This is a genomic window from Marinobacter oulmenensis (genome assembly GCF_014201735.1).
Lineage (GTDB): Bacteria > Pseudomonadota > Gammaproteobacteria > Pseudomonadales > Oleiphilaceae > Marinobacter > Marinobacter oulmenensis.
Map to the genome: position 1 here is coordinate 191,731 of NZ_JACHFE010000001.1, position 26,406 is coordinate 218,136.

General features: G+C 60.0%; 27 protein-coding genes. 15 read left to right on the forward strand and 12 right to left on the reverse strand.

The genetic code is table 11. The annotated features are described in order from the left end of the window. Positions 1-10: 10 nt before the first annotated feature. Positions 11-1,168 carry an NAD(P)/FAD-dependent oxidoreductase gene (locus tag HNR38_RS00850; protein ID WP_183698811.1) on the forward strand — a complete coding sequence of 386 codons (1,158 nt, stop codon included), beginning with the start codon at positions 11-13 and terminating at the stop codon, positions 1,166-1,168. A gap of 102 nt (positions 1,169-1,270) precedes the next feature. After that, positions 1,271-2,131, forward strand: a complete 861-nt coding sequence (gene tesB, locus HNR38_RS00855) for an acyl-CoA thioesterase II (protein ID WP_183698813.1) — start codon at positions 1,271-1,273, stop codon at positions 2,129-2,131. Here the strand turns inward: tesB and HNR38_RS00860 are convergent, their stop codons facing one another. Then, positions 2,132-2,578, reverse strand: a complete 447-nt coding sequence (locus HNR38_RS00860) for a flavodoxin domain-containing protein (RefSeq protein ID WP_183698815.1) — start codon at positions 2,576-2,578, stop codon at positions 2,132-2,134. Positions 2,579-2,748: 170 nt separating this feature from the next. Between HNR38_RS00860 and HNR38_RS00865 the strand changes: the two genes are divergently transcribed. Together HNR38_RS00865 and HNR38_RS00870 are read left to right on the forward strand one after the other, a co-directional pair. Further along, positions 2,749-4,314, forward strand: a complete 1,566-nt coding sequence (locus HNR38_RS00865; RefSeq protein WP_183698817.1) for an inorganic phosphate transporter — start codon at positions 2,749-2,751, stop codon at positions 4,312-4,314. A 97-nt stretch (positions 4,315-4,411) separates the two neighbouring features. Next, positions 4,412-4,678, forward strand: a complete 267-nt coding sequence (locus HNR38_RS00870; RefSeq protein WP_183698819.1) for a hypothetical protein — start codon at positions 4,412-4,414, stop codon at positions 4,676-4,678. 17 nt (positions 4,679-4,695) lie between these two features. On the opposite strand, the gene panP is transcribed toward HNR38_RS00870, so the two are convergent. From panP to HNR38_RS00890, 4 genes are all read right to left on the reverse strand, one after another. Continuing rightward, on the reverse strand, positions 4,696-6,372 hold the full coding sequence (gene panP, locus HNR38_RS00875) for a pyridoxal-dependent aspartate 1-decarboxylase PanP (RefSeq protein ID WP_183698821.1): 1,677 nt from the start codon (positions 6,370-6,372) through the stop codon (positions 4,696-4,698). A 160-nt stretch (positions 6,373-6,532) separates the two neighbouring features. Then, complete coding sequence (locus HNR38_RS00880) at positions 6,533-6,874, reverse strand: DUF503 domain-containing protein (protein WP_183698823.1); 342 nt, start codon at positions 6,872-6,874, stop codon at positions 6,533-6,535. Positions 6,875-7,061: 187 nt separating this feature from the next. Next, positions 7,062-8,768: an isovaleryl-CoA dehydrogenase gene (locus HNR38_RS00885; RefSeq protein WP_183698825.1), complete on the reverse strand. Its 1,707-nt coding sequence runs from the start codon at positions 8,766-8,768 to the stop codon at positions 7,062-7,064. After that, positions 8,765-9,400 carry a TetR/AcrR family transcriptional regulator gene (locus HNR38_RS00890; RefSeq protein ID WP_183698827.1) on the reverse strand — a complete coding sequence of 212 codons (636 nt, stop codon included), beginning with the start codon at positions 9,398-9,400 and terminating at the stop codon, positions 8,765-8,767. Before HNR38_RS00890 ends, HNR38_RS00885 begins: the two co-directional genes overlap by 4 nt. Positions 9,401-9,664: 264 nt before the next feature. On the opposite strand from HNR38_RS00890, the gene HNR38_RS00895 reads away from it, so the two are divergent. The 4 genes from HNR38_RS00895 (at position 9,665) to HNR38_RS00910 (ending at position 14,588) form a co-directional block, all read left to right on the forward strand. After that, a complete protein-coding gene (locus tag HNR38_RS00895) occupies positions 9,665-9,883 on the forward strand; it encodes a hypothetical protein (RefSeq protein ID WP_183698829.1) in 219 nt (72 codons plus the stop codon). Between the two features lie 155 nt (positions 9,884-10,038). After that, a complete protein-coding gene (gene hemB, locus HNR38_RS00900) occupies positions 10,039-11,070 on the forward strand; it encodes a porphobilinogen synthase (RefSeq protein ID WP_343068197.1) in 1,032 nt (343 codons plus the stop codon). Between the two features lie 41 nt (positions 11,071-11,111). Beyond that, positions 11,112-13,253, forward strand: coding sequence for a polyphosphate kinase 1 (gene ppk1, locus HNR38_RS00905; RefSeq protein WP_183698833.1), 2,142 nt, complete (start codon positions 11,112-11,114; stop codon positions 13,251-13,253). 42 nt (positions 13,254-13,295) lie between these two features. Further along, the gene (locus tag HNR38_RS00910; RefSeq protein ID WP_183698835.1) at positions 13,296-14,588 is read left to right on the forward strand and encodes a YdgA family protein; all 1,293 of its coding nucleotides are present in this window, start codon (positions 13,296-13,298) and stop codon (positions 14,586-14,588) included. On the opposite strand, the gene HNR38_RS00915 is transcribed toward HNR38_RS00910, so the two are convergent. The 4 genes from HNR38_RS00915 to yihA all read right to left on the reverse strand — a co-directional run bounded on the left by HNR38_RS00915 (position 14,589) and on the right by yihA (position 17,733). Then, the gene (locus HNR38_RS00915; protein WP_183698837.1) at positions 14,589-14,834 is read right to left on the reverse strand and encodes a YfhL family 4Fe-4S dicluster ferredoxin; all 246 of its coding nucleotides are present in this window, start codon (positions 14,832-14,834) and stop codon (positions 14,589-14,591) included. 11 nt (positions 14,835-14,845) lie between these two features. After that, positions 14,846-15,328 (reverse strand): pantetheine-phosphate adenylyltransferase, encoded by a 483-nt coding sequence (gene coaD, locus HNR38_RS00920; protein WP_183698839.1) that lies wholly within the window; start codon positions 15,326-15,328, stop codon positions 14,846-14,848. 111 nt (positions 15,329-15,439) lie between these two features. Beyond that, positions 15,440-16,882 carry a coniferyl aldehyde dehydrogenase gene (locus HNR38_RS00925; protein WP_183698841.1) on the reverse strand — a complete coding sequence of 481 codons (1,443 nt, stop codon included), beginning with the start codon at positions 16,880-16,882 and terminating at the stop codon, positions 15,440-15,442. Positions 16,883-17,088: 206 nt separating this feature from the next. Continuing rightward, positions 17,089-17,733, reverse strand: a complete 645-nt coding sequence (gene yihA / locus HNR38_RS00930) for a ribosome biogenesis GTP-binding protein YihA/YsxC (protein WP_183698843.1) — start codon at positions 17,731-17,733, stop codon at positions 17,089-17,091. 183 nt (positions 17,734-17,916) lie between these two features. Between yihA and HNR38_RS00935 the strand changes: the two genes are divergently transcribed. From HNR38_RS00935 to HNR38_RS00960, 6 genes are all read left to right on the forward strand, one after another. Beyond that, positions 17,917-18,525: a c-type cytochrome gene (locus HNR38_RS00935; RefSeq protein WP_183698845.1), complete on the forward strand. Its 609-nt coding sequence runs from the start codon at positions 17,917-17,919 to the stop codon at positions 18,523-18,525. Between the two features lie 146 nt (positions 18,526-18,671). Next, positions 18,672-19,307, forward strand: coding sequence for a thiol:disulfide interchange protein DsbA/DsbL (locus HNR38_RS00940; RefSeq protein ID WP_183698847.1), 636 nt, complete (start codon positions 18,672-18,674; stop codon positions 19,305-19,307). 59 nt (positions 19,308-19,366) lie between these two features. Further along, positions 19,367-20,227: an endonuclease/exonuclease/phosphatase family protein gene (locus tag HNR38_RS00945; RefSeq protein WP_183698849.1), complete on the forward strand. Its 861-nt coding sequence runs from the start codon at positions 19,367-19,369 to the stop codon at positions 20,225-20,227. A gap of 264 nt (positions 20,228-20,491) precedes the next feature. After that, positions 20,492-21,460, forward strand: coding sequence for an ABC transporter substrate-binding protein (locus HNR38_RS00950; protein WP_183698851.1), 969 nt, complete (start codon positions 20,492-20,494; stop codon positions 21,458-21,460). A 95-nt stretch (positions 21,461-21,555) separates the two neighbouring features. After that, entirely contained in the window at positions 21,556-22,590 is a 1,035-nt protein-coding gene (locus tag HNR38_RS00955; protein ID WP_183698853.1) for an ABC transporter permease, read from the forward strand. A gap of 8 nt (positions 22,591-22,598) precedes the next feature. After that, positions 22,599-23,636, forward strand: a complete 1,038-nt coding sequence (locus HNR38_RS00960; RefSeq protein WP_183698855.1) for a betaine/proline/choline family ABC transporter ATP-binding protein — start codon at positions 22,599-22,601, stop codon at positions 23,634-23,636. Positions 23,637-23,717: 81 nt separating this feature from the next. Here HNR38_RS00960 and rpmG read toward each other — a convergent pair whose 3' ends face one another. The 3 genes from rpmG to radC form a co-directional block, all read right to left on the reverse strand. Continuing rightward, positions 23,718-23,873 carry a 50S ribosomal protein L33 gene (gene rpmG / locus HNR38_RS00965; protein ID WP_091701227.1) on the reverse strand — a complete coding sequence of 52 codons (156 nt, stop codon included), beginning with the start codon at positions 23,871-23,873 and terminating at the stop codon, positions 23,718-23,720. An 11-nt stretch (positions 23,874-23,884) separates the two neighbouring features. Then, positions 23,885-24,121 carry a 50S ribosomal protein L28 gene (gene rpmB, locus HNR38_RS00970; protein WP_011786975.1) on the reverse strand — a complete coding sequence of 79 codons (237 nt, stop codon included), beginning with the start codon at positions 24,119-24,121 and terminating at the stop codon, positions 23,885-23,887. 210 nt (positions 24,122-24,331) lie between these two features. Beyond that, positions 24,332-25,006, reverse strand: coding sequence for a RadC family protein (gene radC, locus HNR38_RS00975; RefSeq protein ID WP_183698857.1), 675 nt, complete (start codon positions 25,004-25,006; stop codon positions 24,332-24,334). Positions 25,007-25,197: 191 nt separating this feature from the next. Here radC and coaBC point away from each other — a divergent pair, with 191 nt between their 5' ends. Beyond that, complete coding sequence (gene coaBC / locus HNR38_RS00980) at positions 25,198-26,403, forward strand: bifunctional phosphopantothenoylcysteine decarboxylase/phosphopantothenate--cysteine ligase CoaBC (RefSeq protein ID WP_183698859.1); 1,206 nt, start codon at positions 25,198-25,200, stop codon at positions 26,401-26,403. The last annotated feature ends 3 nt before the right edge of the window (positions 26,404-26,406 follow it).

Here is a 26,406-nt window from a genome sequence, read left to right on the forward strand (position 1 = left end):
AGCCTGACACATGACTGAAGAGCTTCCGGTGGTTGTGGTTGGTACTGGCCTGGCGGGTTACGCCCTGGTCCGGGAGTTGCGCAAGCATGCTCCGGATCAGCGGGTGCTGATGATCACGGCGGATGATGGCGCCAGCTACTCCAAGCCCATGCTGTCGACCGGGTTCACCAAAGACAAGGACGCAGATGGCCTGGCCCAGGCCAGTGCCGAGGCCATGGCGGAGCAGTTGAATGTGGAGATCCGGCCCTATACGGCGGTCACCGCCATTGACGCCGATGCCCATGAGCTGCGGATCGGTCAGGAGCGGGTGCGGTACAGCCGGCTTGTGCTGGCCTGGGGCGCTGATGTCGTGCGCCTGGATCTGGACGGTGATGGCCTTGATCGCGTGTTTTCCATCAACGACCTGATGGACTACCGGACGTTCCGGGAGGCGCTGGCCGGAGCCAGGCATGTGGCGATCATGGGGGCGGGGTTGATTGGTTGTGAGTTTGCCAATGATTTGCGCAATGGCGGGTACGATGTCTCGGTGATTGCCCCGGACCACACGGTTATGCCGGGACTTTTGCCGAAGCCGGCCGCTGATGCGGTGCAGACAGCGCTGGCCGGGCTGGGCGTGGCTTTTTATCCGGGCACAGTGGTCCAGCGCGTTGACCGGCAGGGCGACGCCGTCCGGCTGACCCTGGCCGACAGCCAGACTCTGGAAGCAGATCTGGTGATTTCTGCCGTGGGGCTGCAGCCGAGGGTGGCACTGGCCCGGGCAGCAGGTGCTGACACAGCCCGCGGCATCGTGGTGAGCAGGGCCCTGGAAACCTCCCTGCCGGATGTTTATGCCCTGGGGGACTGTGCCGAGGTGGACGGTCACTTGCTGCCCTATGTCATGCCGCTGATGGCCTGTGCTCGGGCGCTGGCCCGGACGCTCACCGGTGAGCGCACGGAAGTGCGCTATGGCGTTATGCCGGTGATGGTCAAGACGCCGTGCTGTCCGACCGCTGTCTATCCGCCGCCGGCGCAGGCGTCCGGAGAGTGGCAGGTGACGCAGGACGGCCAGGATGTGAAAGCGGTCTTCCGTTCACCGAAGGGGGAAACTCTGGGCTTTGCGGTGACCGGACGCTACGCTATGGAAAAGCAGCAACTGGCCAGGGACGTCCCCCCGGTCCACTCCTTGTGAGTCGGTATCTCCGGGATTTTCCGTTGCCAAACCCGGCGGTCTGAGGTAGAAATCCCGTTCGTAAGCTAAGCTATTGCAATAAATAGACAGACAGGAGCAGGCATGCTGGAAGTAACCCGGAAACTGGTGGATTTGCTGGATCTGGCCCCTATTGGTGATGATCATTTTCAGGGCGACAGTGAGGATCTGGGGTTTCCCCATGTTTTCGGCGGTCAGGTACTCGGTCAGGCCCTCATGGCGGCCAGCCGCACCGTGGAAGACCGGCTGTGCCATTCCCTTCACGCCTATTTTCTGCGCCCGGGCAATCACAGCATGCCGATTGATTATGAGGTGCAGCGCGTACGCGATGGTGGAACCTTCTCGGTCCGGCGGGTGATCGCCCGCCAGGACGGCAAGGAAATCCTGACCGGTTCCATGTCATTCCAGGCGGAGGAGCAGGGCTTTGAACATCAGCTCGACATGCCAGCGGCGCCGAACCCGGATACCCTCAAATCGGAACAGGAGCTGGGTGAGCTGCTGTCGGATCAGGCGCCGGAACAGATGAGGGATATGCTGACCCGTGACCGGCCCATCGAAATCCGTCCGGTGAACCCGGGCAATCCGTTCAAGCCCGAGAAGGAGCCGCCGCACCGGCAGAACTGGTTCCGGGCCCAGGGCCCGCTGCCGGATGACCCCGTGCTGCACCGTTGTCTGTTGACCTACGCCTCGGATTTTACCTTTCTGGGCACATCGCTGGCGCCCCACGGCCGGAGTTTCCTGAGCCGGAACATGCAGGTGGCCAGCCTGGACCACGCCATCTGGTTCCACCGGGATTTCCGCATGGACGACTGGCTGTTGTATGACAAGGACAGCCCCAGCGCTTCTGGTGGCCGGGGCTTCAACCGGGGCAATTTCTTTACCCGGGATGGGCAACTGGTGGCTTCGACCACCCAGGAAGCCCTGATCCGGGAACGCCGGCGCTGATCAGAGCTGGCTGGCCCAGGCCCTGGCCCATGGCACCGCTTCGGCTTCCGGCTCCATGGTTTCCAGGGCATCGATCCTGAGAGTCTCGCCCTGCTTGCTGGCGCCGGTTTCCAGCAATGCCTCTTCCATCAGATCGCCGGCACCGCAGAACGAATCCCCGTAAGAGCTGTCCCCCAGCACGATAATGCCGAACGGCCGCCCGGGCTGTTGTGGTAACTGTTCCCGCAGGTCAACGTAGAGCGGCAACAGGTTGGGCGGTACCTCGCCCTGGCCAGTGGTGGAGGTGCACACCAGCAGGGCATCCTCGTTATCAGTAATGTCCGATACTGAAGGTTCCTCCAGAACCGTGACTGTGTGGCCGTCAGCTTCCAGTTCCTGGCGTAGCCGTCGTGCGGTCAGCAGTGCGCCACCAAAGACACTGCCGGTAAGAATGCGGATAGCTGCCATGGGGTCCCCGTCGGTGTTGGCTGAATACAGAGGAGACGATATTAGCGGCGGGGCGATTCGGGCTCAAGTCAACGGATGTGTCGGTTGTGTTTCAATTCCGTTGCAAAAAAACTATAGTTTGCAGCGCTGAAAACGCCCGAATTCATCCCGTGTCGAAGAGATGTTTTTTTATGGCCACTGCCTCCGGTTTCATGGATACCCTCCTCAGCAGCCCCTCTACCGAAAGGTACCGCATTGGTATCAGTGTTTTCTTCCTGTTGGGAATCTGGTTAACCGTAGGCGCGTTCAGCCAGGACCTGCCCGGCAACATGCTTTTGATGGCGGCTGCTGTCATCGGCGGTTACATGGCCATCAACATCGGGGCCAACGATGTCGCCAATAACGTTGGCCCGGCCGTGGGCTCCGGAGCCGTCTCCCTGGGCATGGCGGTGCTGCTGGCCGCGGTGTTCGAGGCTGGTGGTGCGTTGATCGCCGGCGGTGAGGTGGTTTCCACCATCAAAGGGGGCATTATTGACCCCACGGTTCTGGAAGAACCAAAGGCGTTTGTCTGGCTGATGACTGCCGCCCTGCTGGCTGGTGCTCTCTGGCTGAACCTGGCGACCTGGATGGGCGCTCCGGTGTCCACCACGCACTCCATTGTTGGGGGCGTTCTGGGCGCGGGCATCGCCGCCGGTGGCTGGGGCATCGCGGACTGGTCGGTCATGGGTAAAATCGCTGCCAGTTGGGTGATCTCGCCGGTTCTCGGCGGTCTGCTGGCGGCCCTGTTCCTGTTTGCGCTCAAGAAAGCCGTCCTGTACCGCCAGAACCTGGTGGCGTCGGCCCGTACCTTTGTGCCCTGGCTGGTGGCTATCATGGCGTGGGCCTTTGCCTCCTATCTGATGATCAAAGGGGTCAAGAAGGTGGTCAAGGTGGATTTCCTGGACGCGTCCCTGATTGGCCTGGCCGTGGCCGTGGCGGTGCTGTTGATCATGCGCAGACTGGTCAGCCGTATTGCGGCGACCATGGAAAACACTCCCCAGGCCGTCAGCAACCTGTTTACCTGGCCGCTGATCTTCGCCGCAGCGTTGCTCAGCTTTGCCCATGGTGCCAACGATGTGGCCAATGCCATTGGTCCGTTGGCAGCCATCAACGATGCCATCCAGGCCGGCGGTGGTGTGGTGACTTCCGCCAGTATTCCGCTGTGGGTGATGATGGTGGGCGCGCTGGGTCTGGCGCTCGGGCTGATGCTGTTTGGTCCCCGCCTGATCAAAACCGTCGGCACGGAGATTACCGAGCTGGACAAGACCCGCGCCTTCTGTATTGCCCTGTCCGCGGCATTGACTGTCATCCTGGCCTCACAACTGGGGCTGCCGGTCAGTTCCACTCACATCGCCATTGGCGGTGTCTTCGGGGTGGGCTTCCTGCGAGAATATCTTAAATCCAATTACGTGTCCCAGCTGCATTCGGTCATCCAGCACCATGAGCCTGAGGACCAGGAACGGCTGCGTTCCTTCCTGAAGGATTTCCGTAATTCCTCGGTGGAGGAGATGGAGAGGCTGCTCAAACAGGCGAAGAAGGGCAAAAGCCAGACGCCGCTGTCCAAATCCGAGCGTAAACGCCTGAAAAAACTGTACCGTGAGGAGATGGTCAAGCGCTCGCACCTGTTCAAGATTGCGGCGGCCTGGATCATTACCGTGCCGGCTTCGGCGTTGCTCGCGGCCCTGCTGTTCTTTACCCTTCGTGGGGCTTTGGTCTGAGTTGCCGGGCTGGTGAGCCAGGTCGACTTTGGCCATACTACAAGAAGAGTGTGGAGCACCTGAGGCTCCACGGCAGTTCTATTTCGGAGAGAAGGCTATGAGCACATCGGTTGAAAGCCGCCAGGCCCGGATGATTGAAGAGCTTCGGGTGTTCATCAAAAAGGTGATGAGCGATCCGACCATTGCGGTCAAGTCCATGGAGATTGCCCGTAAATACCGGGGCGAGGCCAACGCGGATGAGCTGATCGCCCGGGAAATCGGTGCCAGTACCACCATCCGTATTCCCGAGAACTGGAGCGAAGCGGATCGCATGTTCCTCGGCATCCTGCACGAAGTACTGGATGACGAAGAGGCGCTTTACTGAGTCCCGCCCCTCGAGTTTCAGGCCTGGCGGGTGCTCCGTTGCTCGCTGGCCAGCACGGCGTCGGCCATCTGCTCCAGGATGGCTATTTCGTCGGCAATCTCTGCTTCCTGCACCAGCGTTTTCTGCTCCTCCAGAATGTCTGAAAGAATCTCCGGTGTTGTCAGTGGGTTGGCCAGCACCACCCGGAAGACAATACAGGGGAAGTAGTAATAGTGGGCCGGTTCCAGACGGGTCCGTGATACAAAGGCCTTGCCCCGTTCCCGCTGGGTTTTCTGGATGAATTTGGTGATCCGGTTCAGGCAGGTGTTGAGTCTTTCTGCCTGCAACTCGTTGGCCATGGTCAGGGCTTGTTGCACTTTGTCCGGGCAGTAGCGGTAGGTCAGGATGTTCAGTTCCGGTTTGGTGACCAGTTCAAAATCCGGATCGGCCGTGATCATGTCAGCGAAGGTCCGGGCTTTCTCAATGCCCTGATCAATCAGGATTTCATAGCCTTCCCGCCCCAGAATTCTCAGGCCCGAGTGGATCAGCATGGACATGCCGGGCCGGGAGCCCTCCAGCGTGGTGCTGCCCAGGTCCCGCGAGCCTTTTCGGATGATGTACTGGGCGTGATGCTCCACGGCGCTGGCCAGGCTGGGATCACGAAATACCACCAGGCCCACGCCCATGGGGACGTAGAGTTGCTTGTGGGCGTCGAAGGTGACGGAGTCCGCTTTCTCGATGCCCCGCAGCAGGTGCTGATGGGTCCTGGAGAACAGGGTCGGGCCACCCCAGGCGGCGTCCACGTGGAAATGGGCGCCAAACTCGGTAGCGATGTCAGCCATGGCGTCGAGCGGGTCGACGTTACCGGTCTCCGTGGTGCCGGCCACCCCGCAGATAGCCATGACCTTGATCTTCTGTTTCTGCAGTTCCAGACATTTGTCGCGCAGGGCGTCAATCTGGATACGGTTGTCGTCGTCGGTTTCCACCGATACCAGCGCGTCCCGGCCCAGCCCCAGCACATCGGCAGCCTTGCGCAGGGAGTAGTGCCCCCGGTCCGAGACGACAATGGCGGCGCCTTCATGGCCGTAGTAGCGCAGGGCCCGGAACAGGCCTTCTTCGTGCAGGCCCCGGAAGCTGCCCTCCGCCGGGAAGGCGCGGTTGCGGGCGACCCAGAGTGCGCTGAGGTTGGCAATGGTGCCGCCGGAGCACATGGCACCCAGGGAGTAACGGGGGTCCTGCATCCATTTGCGGTAGAACGGGCCGTCCTGTTTGTACACCAGCCGGTGGATCATGCCCAGCACCTGGCGCTCCAGCGGTGTGAATGCCTTGGAGGTTTCGGTCTTAACCAGGTTCTGGTTCAGCGCGATCATGATTTTCGACAGCGGCAGCATGAAGTAGGGCAGTGCCGAAGTCATGTGGCCGATGAACGCCGGGGAGGCGGTGTGTACGGAGTTGGCCACGAGCTTGTCCAGCAGGAACTGCGCCTGCTCGGATACAAAGACAGGCTTCTCCGGTATCGCGTAGTCCGAAAAGTTCTTTTCAACATCCGATAGGTCGCGCTCAACCGCAACGATGTGTTCCTGGAGGAATCCCGCCATATTGCGGGAAATGTCCTGGTCGATCCGGCTCAGGGTTGAGTCCGGCGCTTCGGGCACAGTGAATACGCGGTACATGGCCTCCAATGAGGCCTGAGCGGATTTTTTCTTTCCGGTCATAGCGGCACACACAATCAGTGGTTATCCGTGGGATCGGTTCCGGGAACCCTGCGGATCGGAGGCCGGGACGGGCCCGGTCAGGTATAGCGGTCAGCCAGAAGGCATACCAGGGTATCAATTCCCTGAGGGCGCTTAGTATAAGCCTTCAACCGGTTGGACACTAGAGGATCTCCCGCTGGACTTCGAGAATGGCCGCGTCAATGCGCTCGGCGATCTCTTTTTCAACCTGGTCCAGGCGCTGGGTAATCTGTTGTGAGGAGGCGCCCAGAGCGGCAACGGTCCAGGTGGCGCAGTCCAGTGCCTCGAGGTCGGCGGTTTCCGCGACCGCAAGGTCCGGCTCTTTGCCCCAGACCGCTTTGAGGGCCGTGAATACCTTGCGTTTGGCCTTGAGGTCATCGCAGCCATAGAGCTGGAAATGCAGGGTGAGCACGCCGACGTTGGGGGTGATCACCGGCTGCTGGGGGTTGCCTTGGGCTAGCAGTTTTCTGAGGGCTTCTGACATGGGATCCGGATCAATGGTGAAGGGCGTACGTGGTGGCGCCTGCCAAAAAACGCTCCTGCGGCACATCCATGTGACGCTTGGGCTCCGCCATCCCTGGCTCCGCACATTTTTGTCAGGCGCCACCACGCCCGCCCGCAGACAGTTGAGGCAAACGCCCCGTCGCCATGCAGGGGGCGTTACGATATCGCTAGCCTACTACAGGCGTCGCCCGTTTGATAATGGCTGCGGGGTCGGTGCCCGAGGGAAGGTTGCCGTAGTTCATGCCACCGGCGCTTTGCAGCCGCGAGGCGCAGAAGGCATCGGCCACGTGAGGGTCGCTGTAGCGCAGCAGCAGGGAGGCCTGCATCGCCAGCGCCATGCGGTCGACCAGGTTGCGGGCCCGGTACTGGAAGTCGCTGACATCGCCAAAGTCGGTCTGCAGGTTGGCCAGGAACTGGTCGAAGCGCCGGTCAGCGCCTTTGGCTTCGGCGACCTCCCGGAAGAAGGCATCCAGGCTCTCGGGTTCCTTTTGCATGGCGCGCAGGGTGTCCAGACACTGGACGTTGCCGCTGCCTTCCCAGATGGCGTTGACCGGAGACTCCCGGAACAGCCGGGGCATGATGCAGTCTTCCATGACGCCGCTGCCGCCTATGCACTCCATGGCCTCGTAGGCGTGGTTGGGTGTGCGTTTGCAGATCCAGTATTTGCCGATGGGGGTGGCCAGGCGTGTCAGCAGGCGTTCGTGTTCCTGGTCCTGGCTATCCAGGGCCCGGGCAACGCGCATGGTGTAGGCCAGCGCGGCTTCGCTTTCCAGGGCCAGGTCGGCCAGCACGTTCTGCATCAGCGGCTGGTCGCTCAGCCGGGCTCCAAAGGCACTGCGGCTGTGGCAGTGGTGGCTGGCCTGGGCGATGGCCTGGCGCATGCCGGCAGAGCTGCCGATCATGCAGTCAAAGCGGGTCATGGCCACCATGTTGATGATGGTTCGCACACCCCGGCCCTCTTCGCCAACCATCCAGGCCAGCGCGCCGCGCAGTTCGACTTCGCTGGAGGCGTTGGCGACGTTGCCCATCTTGTTCTTCAGTTGCTGGACCTGCCAGGGATTCTTGGTGCCGTCCGGGCGCCAGCGTGGCATCAGGAAGCAGGACAGGCCGGCATCGGTCTGTGCCAGCACCAGGAACGCATCGCTCATGGGGGCCGAGACAAACCATTTGTGGCCCACCAGTTCGTAGGCCTGGCCGGAACCGGGTTGCCCCACCGGATAGGCGCGGGTGGTGTTGGCCCGTACATCGCTGCCGCCCTGCTTCTCGGTCATGGCCATGCCGATGGTGACGGAGGTCTTCCCGGTATCGGGGATGTTGCGGCTGTCATAGCTGTTGGCCAGAATTTTCGGCTCCCAGAGTTGGGCCAGTTCCGGCTGGTTGCGAATGGAGGGGATGGCCGCAAAGGTCATGGTGATCGGGCAGCAGTGGGCGGCTTCCACCTGGGAATGCATGTAGAAACGGGCTGCCCTGGCGACGTTGGCACCCTGGCCGGGGTTGCTCCAGGGAGAGCTGTGGATGCCGTTTTCCAGCGCTACCCGCATCAGTTCGTGGTAGGCCGGGTGAAAGGTCACCTCGTCAATCCGGTGGCCGTAACGGTCGTGGGTCCGGAAGGTGGGTTTGTTGGCATTGGCCTGGTTGCCCAGATCGATGGTCTCGGCCCGGCCGGCCCATTCGCCAAAGCGTTCCAGGTCGTCGTTGGCTTTGCCGGCACCTTCGCGCAGCACCGCTTCGCGCAGTGCCTTGTCCTGAATGTACAGGTTGTAGTTTTCCAGCGGACGGGGCTGATTGATGACCTCGTGGGTGCTGGCCAGGTACCGGTCGTCGTGGAGCGGTTCACCGGTGTTTGTTGTGTTGTTCTGTGTCGGTTTACTCATGGTTGGCTCCTGGTGCCGGTCAGGCCCTGCATGCAGAACTGCATGATGGCGTCGACCAGCTCGTTCGGTTTCAGGTCCGCAGCTTCGCAAGGCTCGGGGCTTGCCTGGGCTAGCGGTCCGATCAGGGACTCGGCAATCGCGCCGACCAGACTGGTGCTGGCCAGTCTGGCGTTCTGTTCCGGCAGGCTGCCGTCAAGAACGCCATCCCGGATGGCACCTTCGAACAGTCGGGCAAAAGCGCGACGATAGACCAGACGTTCCTCGTCCAGTTTCGGGTCCACGGGCTCGGCGATCAGTGCCCAGGCCCGGGTGGGTGCCCTGAGAGCCCGCTCGGCGAAGAGTCTCAGTGCGTTTTCCAGCTGCTGAGCTGCGGTTTCCGGGCCGGTAAGTGCCTGGGCGACCCGGTCCACCTCATGCTGGGTGGCAAGCCGGAACATTTCGGCGAACAGCTCCTCCCGGGATTCGAAGTGCCGGTAGATGCTGCCGGTGGCCACACCGGCCATGCTCGCGATTTGCGTGATTCGGGCGCTTCGGAAGCCGCCGGTTGTCACGCTTTCCCAGGCGCATTCAATGATTCGCTGTCGGGCCTGGGCTTTGCGTTCCCGCATCATTTCTGTTTCACGATAGGCCATGGTGTCCTCCTGAAAGGAGTGAATCACGATTCATTTGTTGTGTCAATGTGGTGTCAGGTCGGAGAATTTTCATTAATTCTTTTAAAATCATTGATATAATTATGATTACAAAAAATTACAAAAAATCGGTTGTCAGGCAATAGCGCAGTAACGGTTTCGGGATTATAAAGACGCCAAGGCTGGCTGGTCGTAGCGCCGGTGGCCGATACAGGGTGATCCGGCCGTGGCACCCGCGGTGCTGTTTTCGTTGGTGGAGAGATGACCATGAGCGAGCTCGACGAAAGCAATCTGGACGCCTCCGGTAGCTGGGGCGACAGTGAAGACAACCATTCCATTGCCAGCCGGGCGCGGGTACGCGCGCGGTTGCAGGCGGATATCGACGCATTCCTCAATGGTGGAGGGCGGATTGAGGAGGTTGAGACCAGTTTCCGGTCTGATGCGCCTCGCAAGGTGGAAACCGGGTTCAACAACCGTTCCATCTGAGTTCTCTCTTCCCTGATTCTGGAGCCGGGCATTCTCTGATTGTCCGGTTTTCTGTCATCCGTTTGTCATCAGTCAACGGCAGACTCGGCCCGGGGCCTTCGGTGAGTGTATGATGTCACTAGAAAAACGGGCCATCCATGATCAGGAGGTATTACGTGACCCATCCGCACCACCCACTCGCCAGCCGTACGTTTCCTGCCAGTCGTCCACGCCGTAACCGTGCCAGTGACTTTTCCCGTCGCATGGTGCGGGAGAACCAGCTCACCCCAGACAACCTGATCTATCCGGTGTTTGTACTCGAAGGCAGCGGCCAGCGCGAAGCCGTGCCTTCGATGCCGGGGGTTGAGCGCCTGAGTATTGATCTGCTGGTCGAGCAGGCAGCGGAACTGGTGGAGCTGGGCATTCCGGCCCTGGCCCTGTTTCCGGTTGTACCGGCGGAGAAAAAGGACCTGGACGGTTCCGGCGCCTGGGATCCTGACGGTCTGGCCCAGCGGGCCGTACGCGCGCTCAAGGCTGCGCATCCCGAGCTGGGGGTGATCACCGATGTGGCGCTGGATCCGTTCACCACCCACGGCCAGGACGGCATCATTGATGAACAGGGCTACGTGCTCAACGACATAACCGTGGAGGCCCTGGTGAAACAGGCGCTTTCCCATGCCGACGCCGGTGCGGATGTGGTGGCTCCCTCGGACATGATGGACGGGCGGATCGGTGCCATCCGCGATGCCCTGGAAGCCGCCGGCCATGTGAACACCCGGATCCTGGCCTATTCTGCCAAGTATGCCTCCAGTTATTACGGCCCCTTCCGCGATGCGGTCGGATCGGCTGGCAACCTGGGCAAGGGCAATAAGGCAACCTACCAGATGGATCCGGCCAACAGCGATGAGGCCCTGCACGAGGTGGCGATGGATCTTACCGAGGGTGCGGATATGGTCATGATCAAGCCGGGTATGCCGTATCTGGACATTGTCCGGCGGGTGAAAACCGAACTCCAGGTGCCCACGTTTGTCTATCAGGTCAGTGGTGAGTACGCCATGCATATGGCCGCTGCCGAGAATGGCTGGCTGGATGGTGATGCCGTGATGATGGAGAGCCTGATGGCCATGCGCCGGGCGGGTGCCGATGGCATCCTGACCTATTTCGCCGTACGCGCGGCCAGGCTGATGAAAGGCCACAGCAAGTCATAATCGCGGGCACTGCCCGCACCAACCGACGGATACGCACAGCAATGACAACCGAGACAGCGAAAACCACAGACCCCAGTGACCAGAACGTGCCGGCCCCTGTGGATGTGCCGCCGGTGGGCGAGGAAATCAATCTCGATGCCAGCGAGAACTACTTCAACCGGGAACTGGGCCAGTTGCAGTTCAACTACCGGGTTCTGAAGCAGGCGCTGGACAACACCCACCCGCTGATCAACCGGTTGATCTTCTGTTGTATCTTCAGCAGCAACATGGATGAGTTTTTCGAGATCCGTGTTGCCGGTCTGCGCCAGCAGATGAAGTATGGCCGTGAGGCCGTCGGCGTGGATGGCATGCTGCCGGATCAGGTCTTGGAGGAGATCGGTCGCATTGCTCACGATTACATCGACGAGCAGTACGAGATTCTCAACAAGGTCCTGATCCCGGAGCTGGAAAAAGAGAATATCCACTTTGTCCGTCGCCGGGAGTGGACCGCGGAGCAGGCCGAATGGGTGCGCTCCTACTTCGAGGACGAGATCCTGCCGGTGGTCAGTCCGATCGGGCTGGACCCATCGCACCCGTTCCCGCGCCTGGTCAACAAGAGCCTGAACTTTATTGTCGAGCTGGATGGCAAGGACGCCTTCGGCCGGGAAACCGGTCTGGCCATCGTGCCGGCGCCCCGCTCATTGCCGCGCCTGGTGCGCCTGCCGGATGAGATCTGCAACGGTGGAGACAATCTGGTGTTCCTGTCCTCCATGATCCACGCCCACGCCGATGAGCTGTTCCCGGGCATGGAAGTGAAGGGCTGTTACCAGTTCCGTCTGACCCGTAACGCTGACCTGGAGCTGGAGGATGATCTGGAAGATCTGGCTTCCGCCCTGCGCGGTGAGCTGCTCAGCCGTCGCTTCGGTGATGCGGTGCGCCTGGAAGTGGCGGATAACTGCCCGGAGGAGCTGATCGAGTTTCTGCTCCGTGAGTTCGGCCTGACCGAGCGGGAACTGTACAAGGTGCATGGCCCGGTAAACCTGACCCGGCTGATGGCAGTCGGCGGGCTGGTGGATCGCCCGGACCTGACCTATTCCAGCTTCTCACCGTCGATTCCGCGTGCCATCCGCAACAAGGATTCCATGTTTGATGCCATCCGCAAGCGCCCGCTGCTGTTGTTGCATCCCTATGAGAATTTCAGCCCGGTGGTGGATCTGCTACGCCAGGCGGCAAAAGATCCCCAGGTGCTGGCCATTCGCCAGACCCTTTACCGTACCGGTGCCAATTCAGAAGTAGTGGAGGCGCTGGCAGACGCTGCCCGCCGCGGCAAGGAAGTGACAGCGGTCATCGAGCTGCGCGCCCGCTTCAGCGAGGAGGAAAACCTGGAGCTGGCCAGCCGGCTTCAGGAAGCGGGCGTCATCGTGGTGTACGGGGTGGTGGGGTACAAGACCCACGCCAAGATGATTCTGGTAGTCCGGCGTGAGGAAGGCCGGCTGCGCCGGTATGTGCATCTGGGGACCGGTAACTATCACGCCGGCAATGCCCGGCTCTACACCGACTACAGCTTCATGACCTGCGACGAGTCCATCGGGGATGACGTCAACAAGCTGTTCCAGCAACTGACCGGGATGGGCAAGGCCCTGAAGATCAAGAAGCTGTTCCACGCACCCTTCACGCTGCATAACCGGCTGATCAGTCTGATCGAGCGGGAGGCCAGCCTGGGTGAGAAGGGGCGGATCATCTTCAAGTTCAATGCCCTGACCGAACCGCAACTGATCAAGGCGCTTTACCGCGCCTCCCAGGCTGGTGTGAAGATTGACCTGATCATCCGGGGCATCTGCTGCCTGCGTCCGCAGGTGACGGGGCTTTCGGACAACATCCGGGTACGTTCGATCATCGGCCGTTTCCTGGAACATACCCGGGTCTATTATTTCGGCAACAAGGGGCGCCCGGAGGTCTACTGTTCCAGCGCCGATGGCATGGAGCGGAACCTGCTCAACCGGGTGGAAACCGCCTTCCCGATTGAGGATCCGACCCTGGTCGCCCGGCTCCGGGAGGATCTGGACACCTATCTGGCCGACAACTGCCAGTCGTGGGTATTGCAGCCCGATGGCAGTTACCAGCAGAATCAACCGGAGGAGGGAGAGGAGCGCCTTGCCTCACAGTGGGTATTGCTGGAGCGGCTGACGGGCAAGACCGGCTGATCACACTCTCCCGGAGACGGAAAAACAAACAGGAACGGAACCTTGAAACTGAAAAAATGGATTGTCGCCGGTTCGGCGATTCTTGTCGCGGCCGGCGCGGCCCCCTGGGGTGTCGGTTATGTTACGGAACAGCAGTGGTTTCAGGCCGTTGACGAGGTCAATCGGTCACAGGCGTTCGTAACCATGGAAACAGACCAGTATCAGCGTGGTCTGCTTGGCGCCGATGCCACAGGCTCTCTGGTCGTTATCGATCCGAGCACCGGTGAGCACCATCGGGTGGATTTCCGGATGACGGTGAGCCATGGTGTTACCGGCAGCCTGATGGACTTCCAGCCGGTTGATGGCTGGCAGCCGGAAGGCGCTGACTGGTTCCCCGAAGGCGATCCCCGCCTGACTCTGGAAACCCGCCTCTGGGGCTCCGGTGTACTGGAGTTGAAGATGCCGGTTACCCGCATCCAGTCTCCTGATGGTATTGAAAACCTGCGCAGCAGTGGTGGCCTCGCTCGCCTGGATGTGGGCAGCATGGGGCAGCAGGCGGATTTGCTGGTGGTCATGCCCGGACTTCAACTGGATAGCCCCGAAGCGCAGGTGAGCATAGACGACTTCCAGGCGGAACAGAGCATGGAGTGGCTGAGCGGCGATATCTGGACCGGCTCGGGCACCATGACCATCAAGCAGCTGTCGTTCCTTGGTCCCGGAGCGCCTCGGATGACCGTTGAGGGGCTAGCCGTGGATAGCCGCAGTGAGGCAAACGACGATGGCTCACGCTTGGATTCCGAAGTGAGCTTCTCACTCGACTCCACTCGCATGGAAGGTCAGGCCTATGGCCCGCACCGGGTGACGCTGAGTCTTGAGCACCTGGATGTGGCTAACTGGAACGACTTCAGCACCAACCTTGCCGAAATGCAGGCGCTGGCCCTGCAGGATCCCGACGACCCTCAGGCGGCTTTCGAACAGCAGATGGTGCTGATGCAGCGTGTCAACGATTCCCTGCAGGGGCTGGTTGCGGCGGGCTTTTCCGCCGGCATTCCGGAGCTGAGTGTCAGTACGCCTGAAGGGGTGGTGGAAGGCAGTCTGAGTCTGTCACATCCGGAACTGAGCGAAGAGGAGCGCCAACAGATGCTGATGGTGATGCAGCGACTGACCGGTCAGGTGGACCTCAGCCTGCCGGCGGCGCTGGCAGAAAATTATCCGTCCGTGCGCATGCAGGCAGCCCCGCTGATCAAGCAGGGTCTCCTTGTTGAGGAAGGGGACCGCCTGGTACTGGAGGGTCGTATGAAGGACATGGTCCTGACGATCAACGGTCAGGACCTGCCGCTGCCACCGCTGTTCTGATCAGGCGGTGATCTGCTCGTATTTCTCCATGAGCTGGGCTTCAGATTCCTGATGTTCCGGGTCATGGGGAATGCAGTCCACCGGGCAGACCTGCTGGCACTGGGGCTCGTCGTAATGACCGACGCACTCGGTGCACCGGTCGGGATCGATCACATAGATCTCATCGCCCTGTGAAATGGCCTCATTCGGGCATTCCGGTTCACAGACATCACAGTTGATGCACTCATCCGTAATCATCAGCGCCATGGGTTTGTTCCTCAGACCTGTTTAAACTTCCGTTTCAGTACTTCCGCCACCGCCGGGTCCACAAACTCGGAGATGTCCCCGCCGAGGGAAGCGATTTCCCGGATCAGGGTGGAAGAGATATAGGAGAGGTGGTTGGCGGGTGTTAGGAACACGCTTTCCACCTCCGGGGCCAGCCGCCGGTTCATGTCGGCCAGCTGGAATTCGTATTCAAAGTCGGAGACCGCCCGCAAACCCCGGATGATCACGGTCGCTTTCTGCTCCTGAACAAATTCCGCGAGCAGATTCCTGAACCCGGTTACGGTGACATTGGGAATATGGGCGGTGGACTGGCGTACCAGTTCGCAGCGTTCTTCAAGGTTCAGCAGGGGTTGCTTCTTCGGGCTGTAGGCAACGGCCACGACGATTTCGTCGAACATGCGGCCGGCCCGCTCAATCAGGTCTGTATGCCCGTTGGTGATCGGATCGAAGGTGCCAGGGTAAACAACTTTAGGCATGGGGGCTCCTCGTTCGGTGGCGGCGACAGTATCAGCAACGCCCGAAAGGCATAAGTGACAAATTGCCGCAGGTTATTGTCATAGTTCTATAAGGAATTAACGAAGTATCGGCTACCGGATAAAGAACCGGTAAACCAGTCGGTGCAGGATTGTACCGTGGGGGGCGTAGATAAATCGCCCGCTGTTGAATTTCTGTTTGCTGAATATCGCCCGGTGATGGGAAAAGGTCAGGAATCCTTCATGGCCATGGTAATGCCCCATGCCGGAGTTGCCGACGCCACCGAAGGGCAGGTCGTCCTGGGCCACGTGCATCAGGGAGTCGTTGATGCACACGCCGCCGGAGCAGGTGTTCCCCAGCACGTGTTGCTGCTGCTCCCGGTCGTAACCGAAGAAGTACAGGGCCAGCGGGCGTGGCCGTTCATTGATATAGCGCATCGCGTCGTCCAGGGTTCGGTAGCCGATCACCGGCAGGATGGGGCCGAAGATCTCGTCCTGCATCAGTGCCATCTCCGGCCCGGTATTGAGCGCCAGGGTCAGCGGCAGCTTGCGGGTGCCTGTCAGGTCTTCGTTCCCGGGATTGAGGGTGATGAGCTCCGCGCCGAGATCGCTTGCCTGGTCCAGGTATCCCTGCAATCGCTGGTACTGGCGGTCATTGACGATGGCCGTATAGTCCCGGTTGTCCCGGAGTGTCGGGTACATGCGCCTGGCCGCCTTTGAGAACTGCTCAACAAAGTCCTGCACCCGGTCTTTCGGGCACAGCACATAGTCTGGGGCGACGCAGGTCTGGCCGGCGTTGAGGGCTTTGCCGAAGGCGATGCGCTGAGCGGCATCCCGCATGGGTACATCCGGAGAAATAACCGCCGGGGATTTGCCGCCCAGTTCCAGGGTCACCGGGGTCAGGTTGTCTGCGGCGGCCTTCATGACTTTCCGGCCAACACTGGTGGACCCGGTGAACAGAAGGTGATCGAAGGGCAGGGCGGAAAAATGGGCGGCTACATCGGCCTCCCCTTTGACCACCGCCACCTGATCTTCCGGAAATGTCGCCTCAATGATTTCTGCAAAGAGTTCGGAGGTGGACGGTGTGAACTCCGACATCTTGATCAGGGCCCGGTTGCCCGCCGCGAGTGCGGCGACCAGCGGGCCCACCGCCAGGTAAAGCGGGTAGTTCCAGGGCACGATGATGCCCGTCACACCCTTGGGCTGGTACTCCACCCGGTTGCGGGCCGGCTGGAACAGCACGGAGACATGGCGCCGGGAGGGCTTCATCCAGCGGGCCAGATGTTTGAGGGTATGGTTGATGCCCTGAACGGACGGCATGATTTCGGCGATCAGGGTTTCATCCCGGGAGCGGCAGGAAAAGTCCTGGTCAATGGCCTCGATCAGGCGTTCGCGATTGTCCAGCAGGGCCTGTTTCAGTCGCTCAAGGTGTTGTTCGCGCTCAGCAAGACCAGGAGGCGCAGACTGCCTGAAGGCCGTCCGCTGCAGGCTGAAAAGCCGTTCGGTGTGCCGGATCTGTTCTTCGCTGGCAGTTGTCGTGGTGGTTTCACTTGCCATGTTTCCTCCGGGCCTTGGTGAAAAAGTATCCGATTATTGAACTTTTTTCGGATATAAGGTTCCAACCCAATGACGCAGGGAAACCGGACATCCCCAGCGTCTCCTGAGTGAGTACTCAGGTTGGTGATTCACGAAATCCGGGAATCACCGAGCACGTCGCAAACCCTGACGATTCTCCGGCCTGTCCTGTACAGGCCGGCTTTTTGTCACTCCGCAGAATCGACGTCTTCCGGCGCCTCAAGCCAGTCGGTCAGGGCCTGACGACATTCCTCGACACCCCGCCCGGAGGTGGCTGAAAACATGATCAGGTGCTGAACGCAGCGATGATCTTTCAGCGCCTTGGCGATGCCCAGCATGCTGGTCTTGGCCTTGCCATATTTAAGCTTGTCGGCCTTGGTGGCCAGGATCATCAGGGGCAGATCGTTGTGTTCACACCACTCCACCATCATCTGGTCAAAATCGGTCAGCGGATGACGGATATCCATGACCAGTACCAGTCCCCTAAGACAGCGTCTTTCGATCAGATATTGCCCAAGGTGCTGTTGCCAGTCATCCTTCATGTCGCGGGACACACGGGCATAGCCATAACCGGGCAGGTCCACCAGTCGGCAGTTGTCCCGGTTGAGGCTGAAAAAGTTGATCAGGCGGGTGCGGCCGGGGGTTTTACTGGTGCGGGCCAGTTTGCCATTGGCCGTAATGGTATTCAGCGCACTGGATTTGCCCGCATTGGAGCGCCCGGCAAACGCCACTTCGGCGCCGGCATCGGTTGGGCACTCGTCCAGTCGGGAGGCGCTGATCAGGAATCGGGCACTGTTGAACGAAAGGCTTTTTTGAGTCAGATCAGGGTCCACGACGGTTGGTATTCCTTTGGATTTCAGTTATCGATGATTAATGTATAATGCTACACCAATTTCCGGCGGCGCGCTTTGCGTTGCCGCTGTCAGCCCCGGTTTTGAGCCTGATCGGGTCAGTGCCTGCCGGCTGCAGAATAAAGAACATTTTCTAGATTCGAAGATGAGAGAAGCGGAGCGAGCATGAAAAGACTGATCGCAGGAGTTGTTCTCGGAGTAGGCCTTACAGCGATGGCTCACGGGGCTGGAGATCCGAATGCGGGTGAACAGAAGGCAGCGGTTTGTACCAGCTGTCACGGCCAGGGCGGTGCCAAGCCGATCATGGGCAACTATCCCAAGCTGTCCGGTGTGGGCGAAACCTACCTGTACAGCCAGCTCCGGAACATCAAGTCCGGGGAGCGGGCCATCCCGGAAATGACCGGTCTGCTGGATGCCATGTCCGATCAGGATCTGCAGAACCTGGCCGCTTATTTCAGCAGCCAGGAAATGGTGGTTAACCAGGCCGATCCGGAACTGGTTGATCAGGGTGCTGCCCTGTATCGTGGCGGCAACATGGCCTCTGGCGTTCCCGCCTGTGCCGGTTGTCATAACCCGCAGGGTAAAGGCAACGAGCCTGCCGGTTATCCGCGCCTGGGTGGTCAGAATGCCCAGTACGTGATTAACCAGCTCAAAGCCTACCGTGCCGGCGAGCGCACCAGCGGCAACAATGCGTCCATCATGATGGATGTGGCCTCCAAGCTGACGGACACAGAAATCGAGGCGGTTGCAAACTACGTCTCTGGTCTGCACTGAGGGCGTCTCGACGGTCGCTGAAAAACCCGCTTCGGCGGGTTTTTTTGTTTACCTATCCGTAACCATTCCCTTGGGTCAGGCGGTGGCACTCCCTCGCTCTGGTAAGTCATAATCGGCTAAATTCCATTTTTCCTCGGAGATTGTCGATGTTCAGAGCCTTTGGTTATGCAGCCACGCTCGTCTTTTCACTGTTTGCTGCAACGGTTAGCGCCCAGTCCTGGCAGGAAGGTACCCATTACCGGACTCTGGACAATCCTCTCCATACGGAATCCGATACCGGTGTCGAAGTGGCCGAGATCTTCTGGTATGGCTGTCCGCACTGCTACAACCTGAAGCCGCTGGCGGAAGCGTGGGAAGAAAGCGCGCCGGACTATGTTAACTATGTTCGCCTGCCGGCAGCCCTGGGTCGCAGCTGGGAGCCCCATGCCTATGCTTTCTATGCGCTGCAGGCGATGGGTGAGCTGGACAAGGTCCACGATGCCCTGTTCGATGCCCTGGCCGGTGAGCACCGCCCGCTGAACGATGCTGAGTCCCTGGGGGATTTCGTCGAAGGTTATGGTGTCGATCGTGAACAGTTCATCAAGAACTACAAGAGCTTTGGTGTGCGCGCCAAGGTTCAGCAGGCCCAGTCCAAGATTCGTGGTGCGCGGGTGACCGGAACACCGACTATGCTGGTGAATGGCAAGTATGTTGTTACCGCATCCATGGCGGGTAGTCATGAACAGATGCTGGAAGTGGTCGGGTACCTGGCTGAGCAGGAGCACAATGCAGCCGGAGAATAAACGGCCCGGCCTGGCCGGGCATGCCGACGCGGCCCCCGGTAAAATACAAAGGCCTGATTATGTATAAGCGCATCCGGAGTCGGCTGGATGGGATCATCAACCCGGGGGAACGCCGCCGGGGGGGCTGCTCGGGCAGTGATCACGTCCCTGACTTCGAGCCACATCGCCACATCCGTCTGCTTACCTTCAATATCCAGGTGGGCATCAACACGTCGTCTTACCATCATTATCTGACCCGAAGCTGGCAGCACCTGCTGCCTCACCGGCGACGGTTTGACACCCTGGACCGCATTGCCGGGCTGCTCAGTCAGTACGACGTGGTGGCGCTTCAGGAGTGTGACGGTGGTAGCCTGCGTAGCGGTTACATCAACCAGGTGCAGTATCTGGCTGAGGCAGCGGGTATTCCCTACTGGTATCAGCAACTGAACCGGAATCTGGGCCAGATCGCTCAGCACAGCAATGGACTGCTGAGCCGGTTCCGGCCTCTGGATGTGACCGAGCACCGGTTGCCGGGGCTGATTCCCGGGCGAGGGGCCATCATTGCCCGTTATGGCGCTGAGGACGATCCGCTGGTGCTGGTGCTGATGCATCTGTCGCTGAGCAAGGCGGCGCAGCAGCGGCAGCTCGGCTTTATCCGGGAACTGATCTCTGACTACCGGCACGTAGTCCTGATGGGCGATATGAATGCCCATGCCGACCAGTTGCTGAATGAAACTCCCCTGAAAGAAACCGATCTTGTCCCTCTTCCTGCTTCTGCTCACAGCTTCCCCAGCTGGCGGCCCGGCAAAGCCCTGGATCACATTCTGGTCAGTCCCTCCCTGGAAATCCGCCGCTCGGAAGTCGTCAGCTATCCGGTCTCTGACCATCTGCCCATTGCCATGGATGTGGCTCTGCCCAAGGGCTATCTGGAAACCTTCTGATCCGCCTGACTGGCCTGACATGGATACGCCAAAGACAGTTTTTTGCTTGAAAGACTTGTAACTTTTGCTGAGCGTCCTATCCTTAGAGGTCTATGGATCTACATTCTGATTTATTACATACCGAGCTCCTACGGCCTTCCTGGTCTAGGCCTCCCCCCTCAGGCTGACGGTCGATGGGCCATTTCGGCCTACCCTCCGTACACCTGAATTACTGGTTCGAATCATAACGCCAGATATATATCAAACCGGAAAGGAGAGTAACCCATGCGTAAACTTGCGTCTGCCACATTGCTTTGCACCCTAACGATTCCAGGGGTTGCCAGTGCCAATTGTGGCGAGGTCTCAATCACCGAGATGAACTGGGCGTCCAACACCGTGGTAACCAGCGTTGCCAAATTCATCATGGAGCAGGGCTACGGCTGTGACGTGACCGTGGTTCCATCCGACACCGTGCCGGCGGTGACCTCCGTTGCCGAAAACGGTGAGCCGGACATCGTGACCGAGCTGTGGCTGAACTCCGCCGGTGAGGCCTATCTGCGCCTGGAAGAGCAGGGCAAGATCGAGCGCCTGACCAAAGTGCTGCGTCCGGGCGGTGTTGAAGGCTGGTGGATCCCGACCTACCTGGCCGAAGAACATCCGGAACTGACCACCATTGAAGGCATCATGGAAAACCCCGAGCTGGTTGACGCCCGCTTCAACAACTGCCCGGACGGCTGGGGCTGTCGTGTGGTCAGTGACAACCTGATTGAAGCGCTGGATCTGGAAGCATCCGGCATCGAAGTCTTCAACCACGGCTCTGGTGAGACACTGGCGTCCTCCATGGCGTCTGCGGTCCAGAGCGAAGAACCCTGGTTCGGCTACTACTGGGGCCCGACCGTGCCGCTGGGTAAATTCGACATGACCCGCGTCGAGCTCGGTGAATACAAGCCGGAAGTCCACAAGCGTAACCAGACCCAGGATGCGGAAAACCCGGGGGTATCTGAATTCCCGGCTGCTACCGTCCTGACGTCCGTGACCACCGACTTCAAGGATCGCGAGCCGGAAGTGGCTGAAATGCTGAGCCACCTGAGCTTCGAAACCTCCACCATGAGTTCCCTGCTGGCGTGGATGGACAAAAACAACGCCACCGCCGAGGAAGCGGCTGTTTACTTCCTGAGCAACTACGGTGACGAATGGTCCTCCTGGCTCAGCGACGACGCCCGTGGTCGCCTGAGCAAGGTTCTCAACAACTGATAGGCCTGCCTCACCCACCCGGCCATCCCCTCGGCCGGGTGGGTGATCCCGACACTGTCCCGTCTTTCCGATAGCGCAACGCAAAAGGCATATCGATGGCAACGTATGACTGGTTATTCTCCTCCCTGGGATTGGAGGAGTGGTGTGGCCAGGGTAAGAGTGGCGCGCCCATGTCCATGGCCGATCTGCTGGCCAAGAGCAAGGGCGACGAAGCGCAGGAGGAGTCCCTCTGGGACCTGCCGTTTCCGTCCATGGACGCACTCAATGAATCCTGTGCTGCTTTTCCCAAATCCAGGGAACTGACCAAGGGATTGGAAGATGGCTTTCTCAATATCAAGGACAGTCTGAGCCTGGTTCTGGATCCGATTACCCAGCCCCTGAGCTGGGGGCTTGATGGCGCCCTCTACGCCATGCTGAATACACCCTGGTGGCTGGTGATCCCGATTATGCTGGCCATCGTCTTTCTGGTGAGCCGCTCCTGGAAATTGGTGGCGTTTGTTGCCATTGCCATTGGCTCCCTGGCGTTTATCGATCACTACGATTACGCCATGCAGACACTGGCCATTATCTTTGTCTGCGCCTTCCTCTGTGTGCTTCTGGGCGTGCCCATAGGGATTGCCATGGCCCGCAGTGACTGGCTGCAACGATCGGCCATACCGGTGCTGGACATGCTCCAGACACTGCCGCCGTTCGTGTACCTGATTCCGCTGATCTTCCTGTTCAGCGTGACCGAATCCAAGCTGTACGGCATCGCCATTATCCTCTATGCCATCGTGCCGGTGGTGCGATTGACCGACCTGGGCATACGGCTGGTGGATAAGGAAGTGATTGAGGCGGCGGATGCCTTTGGCATGACCCCTCGTCAGAAACTGTTCAAGGTTCAGATTCCGCTGGCCCTGCCCAACATCATGGCTGGTGTGAACCAGACCATCATGATGAGTCTGGCCATGGTCGTGATCGCCTCGCTGGTCTCGGCGCCCGGTCTCGGCGTCCTGGTGCTGCGTGGTATCCGTAACCTGGAACTGGGTGTGGGTCTGGTGTCCGGTCTGGGCATCGTCCTTCTTGCCGTGATTCTTGACCGTGTCACCAAGGCCTCCCTGGCCCGGGTGAATGCGGCCCAGAAACAGTGAGGTAGCCAGTGGCTAAAAACGTCAAGATATCGATCCGAAACCTGTACAAGATATTCGGCCCGGAGCCGGATGTGGCGTTGGAGTACGTCCAGCGAGGCATGACCAAGCCCGAACTGCTTGAACAGCAGAACCATGTCCTGGGGCTCCGGGACATCAATGTGGATATCCACGAGGGTGAGATCACCGTGATCATGGGCCTGTCCGGTTCGGGCAAGTCCACGCTGATCCGTCACCTGAACCGTCTGATTGACCCCACCTCCGGTGAGGTGCGGGTCGACGGCAAGGATATCCTGAACTTCAGTGAGGAAACCCTGCGCAAGCTTCGCCGAACCACCATGTCCATGGTGTTCCAGAAGTTTGCGCTGCTGCCCCACAAGACCGTGGTGGAAAATGCCGGTCTGTCCTGGGAAATCGGTGGCCAGACCCAGAAAGACTACGAGGATGAAGCCCGTAAATGGCTCGCCCGGGTTGGACTGGAAGGCAACGAGGAGCAGTATCCGCATCAGTTGTCCGGCGGTATGCAACAGCGCGTGGGTATTGCCCGTGCGCTGGTGTCCAATGCGCCGATCATGTTGATGGATGAGGCATTCTCTGCCCTGGATCCATTGATCCGCTCGGATATGCAGGATCTGCTGCTGGAGCTTCAGGAAGAGCTTCACAAGACCATTGTGTTTATCACTCACGACCTGGATGAAGCCCTGAAACTGGCGGACCATCTGGTGATCCTCAAGGAAGGGGAGGTGGTGCAGCAGGGGGATCCCCAGGATATCCTGCTGAACCCGAACGATCCCTACATCGTGGACTTTGTCAGCGACATCAACCGGGCCCGGGTCCTGCGGGTGCGCTCGGTCATGACAGAGGCCAGGTCGGATGACGAGTACGCCGGAGAGGTGGTTGAGAATGACAACCTTGAAAGTGTGCTGGCCAAATCCGAAGGCGATGTCAGTCTTGTCTATCGTGTCGTCCGTGATGGCGAGACGGTGGGTCGTCTGTCCATGCTGGATCTGACCAAGGCGCTGGTGCCCACTGAGGGGGCCAGTCGTTAGGTTGATGCGGGCCTTCGGGCCTGCTGATCAGGCATAAAAAAACCCGGCCACTGGCCGGGTTTTTTTGTCGCCTCGAATCAATTACTTGATCTTGGCTTCCTTGTACTCAACGTGCTTGCGTACAACCGGATCGTACTTTTTCATAGCGATTTTTTCCGGAGTGTTACGCTTGTTTTTCTTGGTCGTGTAGAAGTGACCAGTGCCTGCTGAGGATACCAGCTTGATTTTCTCGCGCATGATGCGGCTCCTTATACTTTCTCGCCGCGGGCACGAAGATCGGCCAGCACAGCGTCAATGCCTTTTTTGTCGATGATGCGCATGCCCTTGGTGGAAACGCGCAGCTTCACGAAACGCTTCTCGGATTCAACCCAGAAACGGTGGTTCTGCAGATTCGGCAGAAAACGGCGACGAGTGTGGTTCATCGCGTGGGAAACGTTGTTACCGGTAACCGGACGCTTTCCGGTAACCTGACAAACTCTGGACATACTTGCCTCCGACCTGAGCAGTGGTCTCAATCAATACGAATTCGTTTTTAATGCGTCTCTGGTTGCCGGGAGCCGGTTATTTGCTCCCTGTTCGCGCCTTTGAACGGAACGCTGCCTGCCAGACGCCGCCAGAAAGGGACGCTTTTATACCAGAACTGGCCCCCCAACGCAAAAAATTGTTGGGAATTTGGCCAGCATTCCGGTGCCTGTTTACATCAAACCCCGTTCGGCGAGCGATATTACCTCACCATGCCCGATCACCATATGGTCAAGAACCCTGATATCGACCAGGCCCAGGGCTTCCTTCAGTCGCCGGGTCAGGGAAACATCGGCCGGGCTGGGCTCCGCGACACCCGAAGGATGATTGTGGGCAAAAATGACTGCTGCTGCGTTTTCTTCCAGCGCCTGGCGCACCACTTCCCGGGGATAGACAGCAGCGCCGTCAATGGTACCCCGGAACAGTTCCCGGTAACGAATCACCCGGTGGCGGTTGTCCAGGAACAGGCCGGCGAACACCTCATGGGGGTAGGTGCCGAGACGACTGGTCAGAAAGCGGCGGGTATCCTCGGGTGAGCGCAGGGGGTCACCCTGGCGCAGGGGTTCGTCCATGACCCGCCTGGCCATCTCCATGGCCGCCTGGACCTGGGCGTATTTGGCGGTGCCCAGCCCGTGAACCTGACAGAACTGGCGCCGGGAGGCGCTCATCAGCCCTCGCAGGCCGGAAAATTCCTGAATCAGGTGCCGGGCCAGATCCATGACCGGCATGCCTGCGGTGCCCGTGCGCAGAAAAATAGCGAGCAGTTCGGGGTCTGAGAGCGCTTCGGGGCCATGGGCCAGAAGCCGCTCGCGGGGGCGCTCCTCGCTGGGCCAGTGAGAGTCATTCATGCTTGCTTCCCTGCAGAGAAAGTGAAGGAGTTGGTCCAGGCCGTCCTGTGCCTGGAAGATCGCGTCTCCAGAGGTTACTGCAAACCGCGAAGGCGGTAAACGCGGCGCGGATAGCAGGCTGCCTGGCAACGCCCAACATGCTATCTTGTAACTCCTTTATTTCTTCTACTGACCGACTGGATGGGGAGCCCATGGCTGCCAGACGCATACTGCTGGGAATTACCGGTGGCATTGCCGCCTACAAAAGTGCAGAACTGGTGCGACAACTGAAAAAGGCTGGCTGCGAAGTGCGGGTTGTGATGACCCGGGGCGCCGAAGCCTTTGTGACCGCCATGACCTTTCAGGCCCTCAGTGGTGAGCCGGTAAGGACCTCTCTGCTGGACCCGGAGGCCGAAGCCGGCATGGGCCATATCGAACTGGCGAAATGGGCGGATCAGGTGGTCGTTGCGCCAGCGTCCGCGGATTTCATGGCCCGGTTGGCCCAGGGCATGGCCGACGACCTGTTGACCACCGTCTGCTGCGCCACCGAAGCACCGATTGCCATAGCGCCGGCGATGAACCAGGCCATGTGGAAAAACCATCGTACCCGACGCAACCTGTCCCTGCTGCAGGACGACCCGCAGATCTCGGTCTGGGGCCCGGACCAGGGCGATCAGGCGTGTGGCGATGTCGGGCCGGGGCGGATGCTGGAGCCGCAGGTGCTGGCCGGGCTTATTCTGGACTCGGAGGCCGAGCCGGCTTCAAGGCCACTGGCGGGTAAACGGGTGGTTATTACGGCAGGCCCGACCCGGGAGGCCATTGACCCGGTGCGCTACATCTCCAACCACAGTTCAGGCAAGATGGGTTATGCCATTGCCCGGGCTGCGGAGCGTGCTGGCGCGCGGGTTGTGCTGATCAGCGGCCCGGTGTCGCTGACAGCGCCGGATAACGTGGAGGTCCGCCCGGTGCAGACGGCCAGCGAGATGCTGGCAGCCTCGGAGAAGGCGGTGGCTGAAGGCTGCGATCTGTTCGTTGCCACCGCTGCGGTGGCGGATTACCGCCCGGAGAACCGCGCCGGAGACAAAATCAAGAAGACCAGCGAGACCATGGCGCTGCCACTGGTGCGCAACCCCGACATCCTGGCCACCATTGCCGGTCGTGAGGACGCGCCCTTTACCGTGGGCTTTGCGGCGGAAACCAGCGATGTTGCCCGGTACGCCACCGACAAGATGCATCGCAAGAAGCTGAACATGATCGTGGCCAATGACGTCTCCGTCGCCGGGCTCGGTTTCAACAGTGACGATAACGCGGTCACGGTGTTCTGGCCCGAGGGCCAGGAGAGCATCGGGCCGGACAGCAAACAGGCCATTGCCGACCGTCTGGTGGTGCTGATGGCGGAACAGAACGACAGGGCATGAACC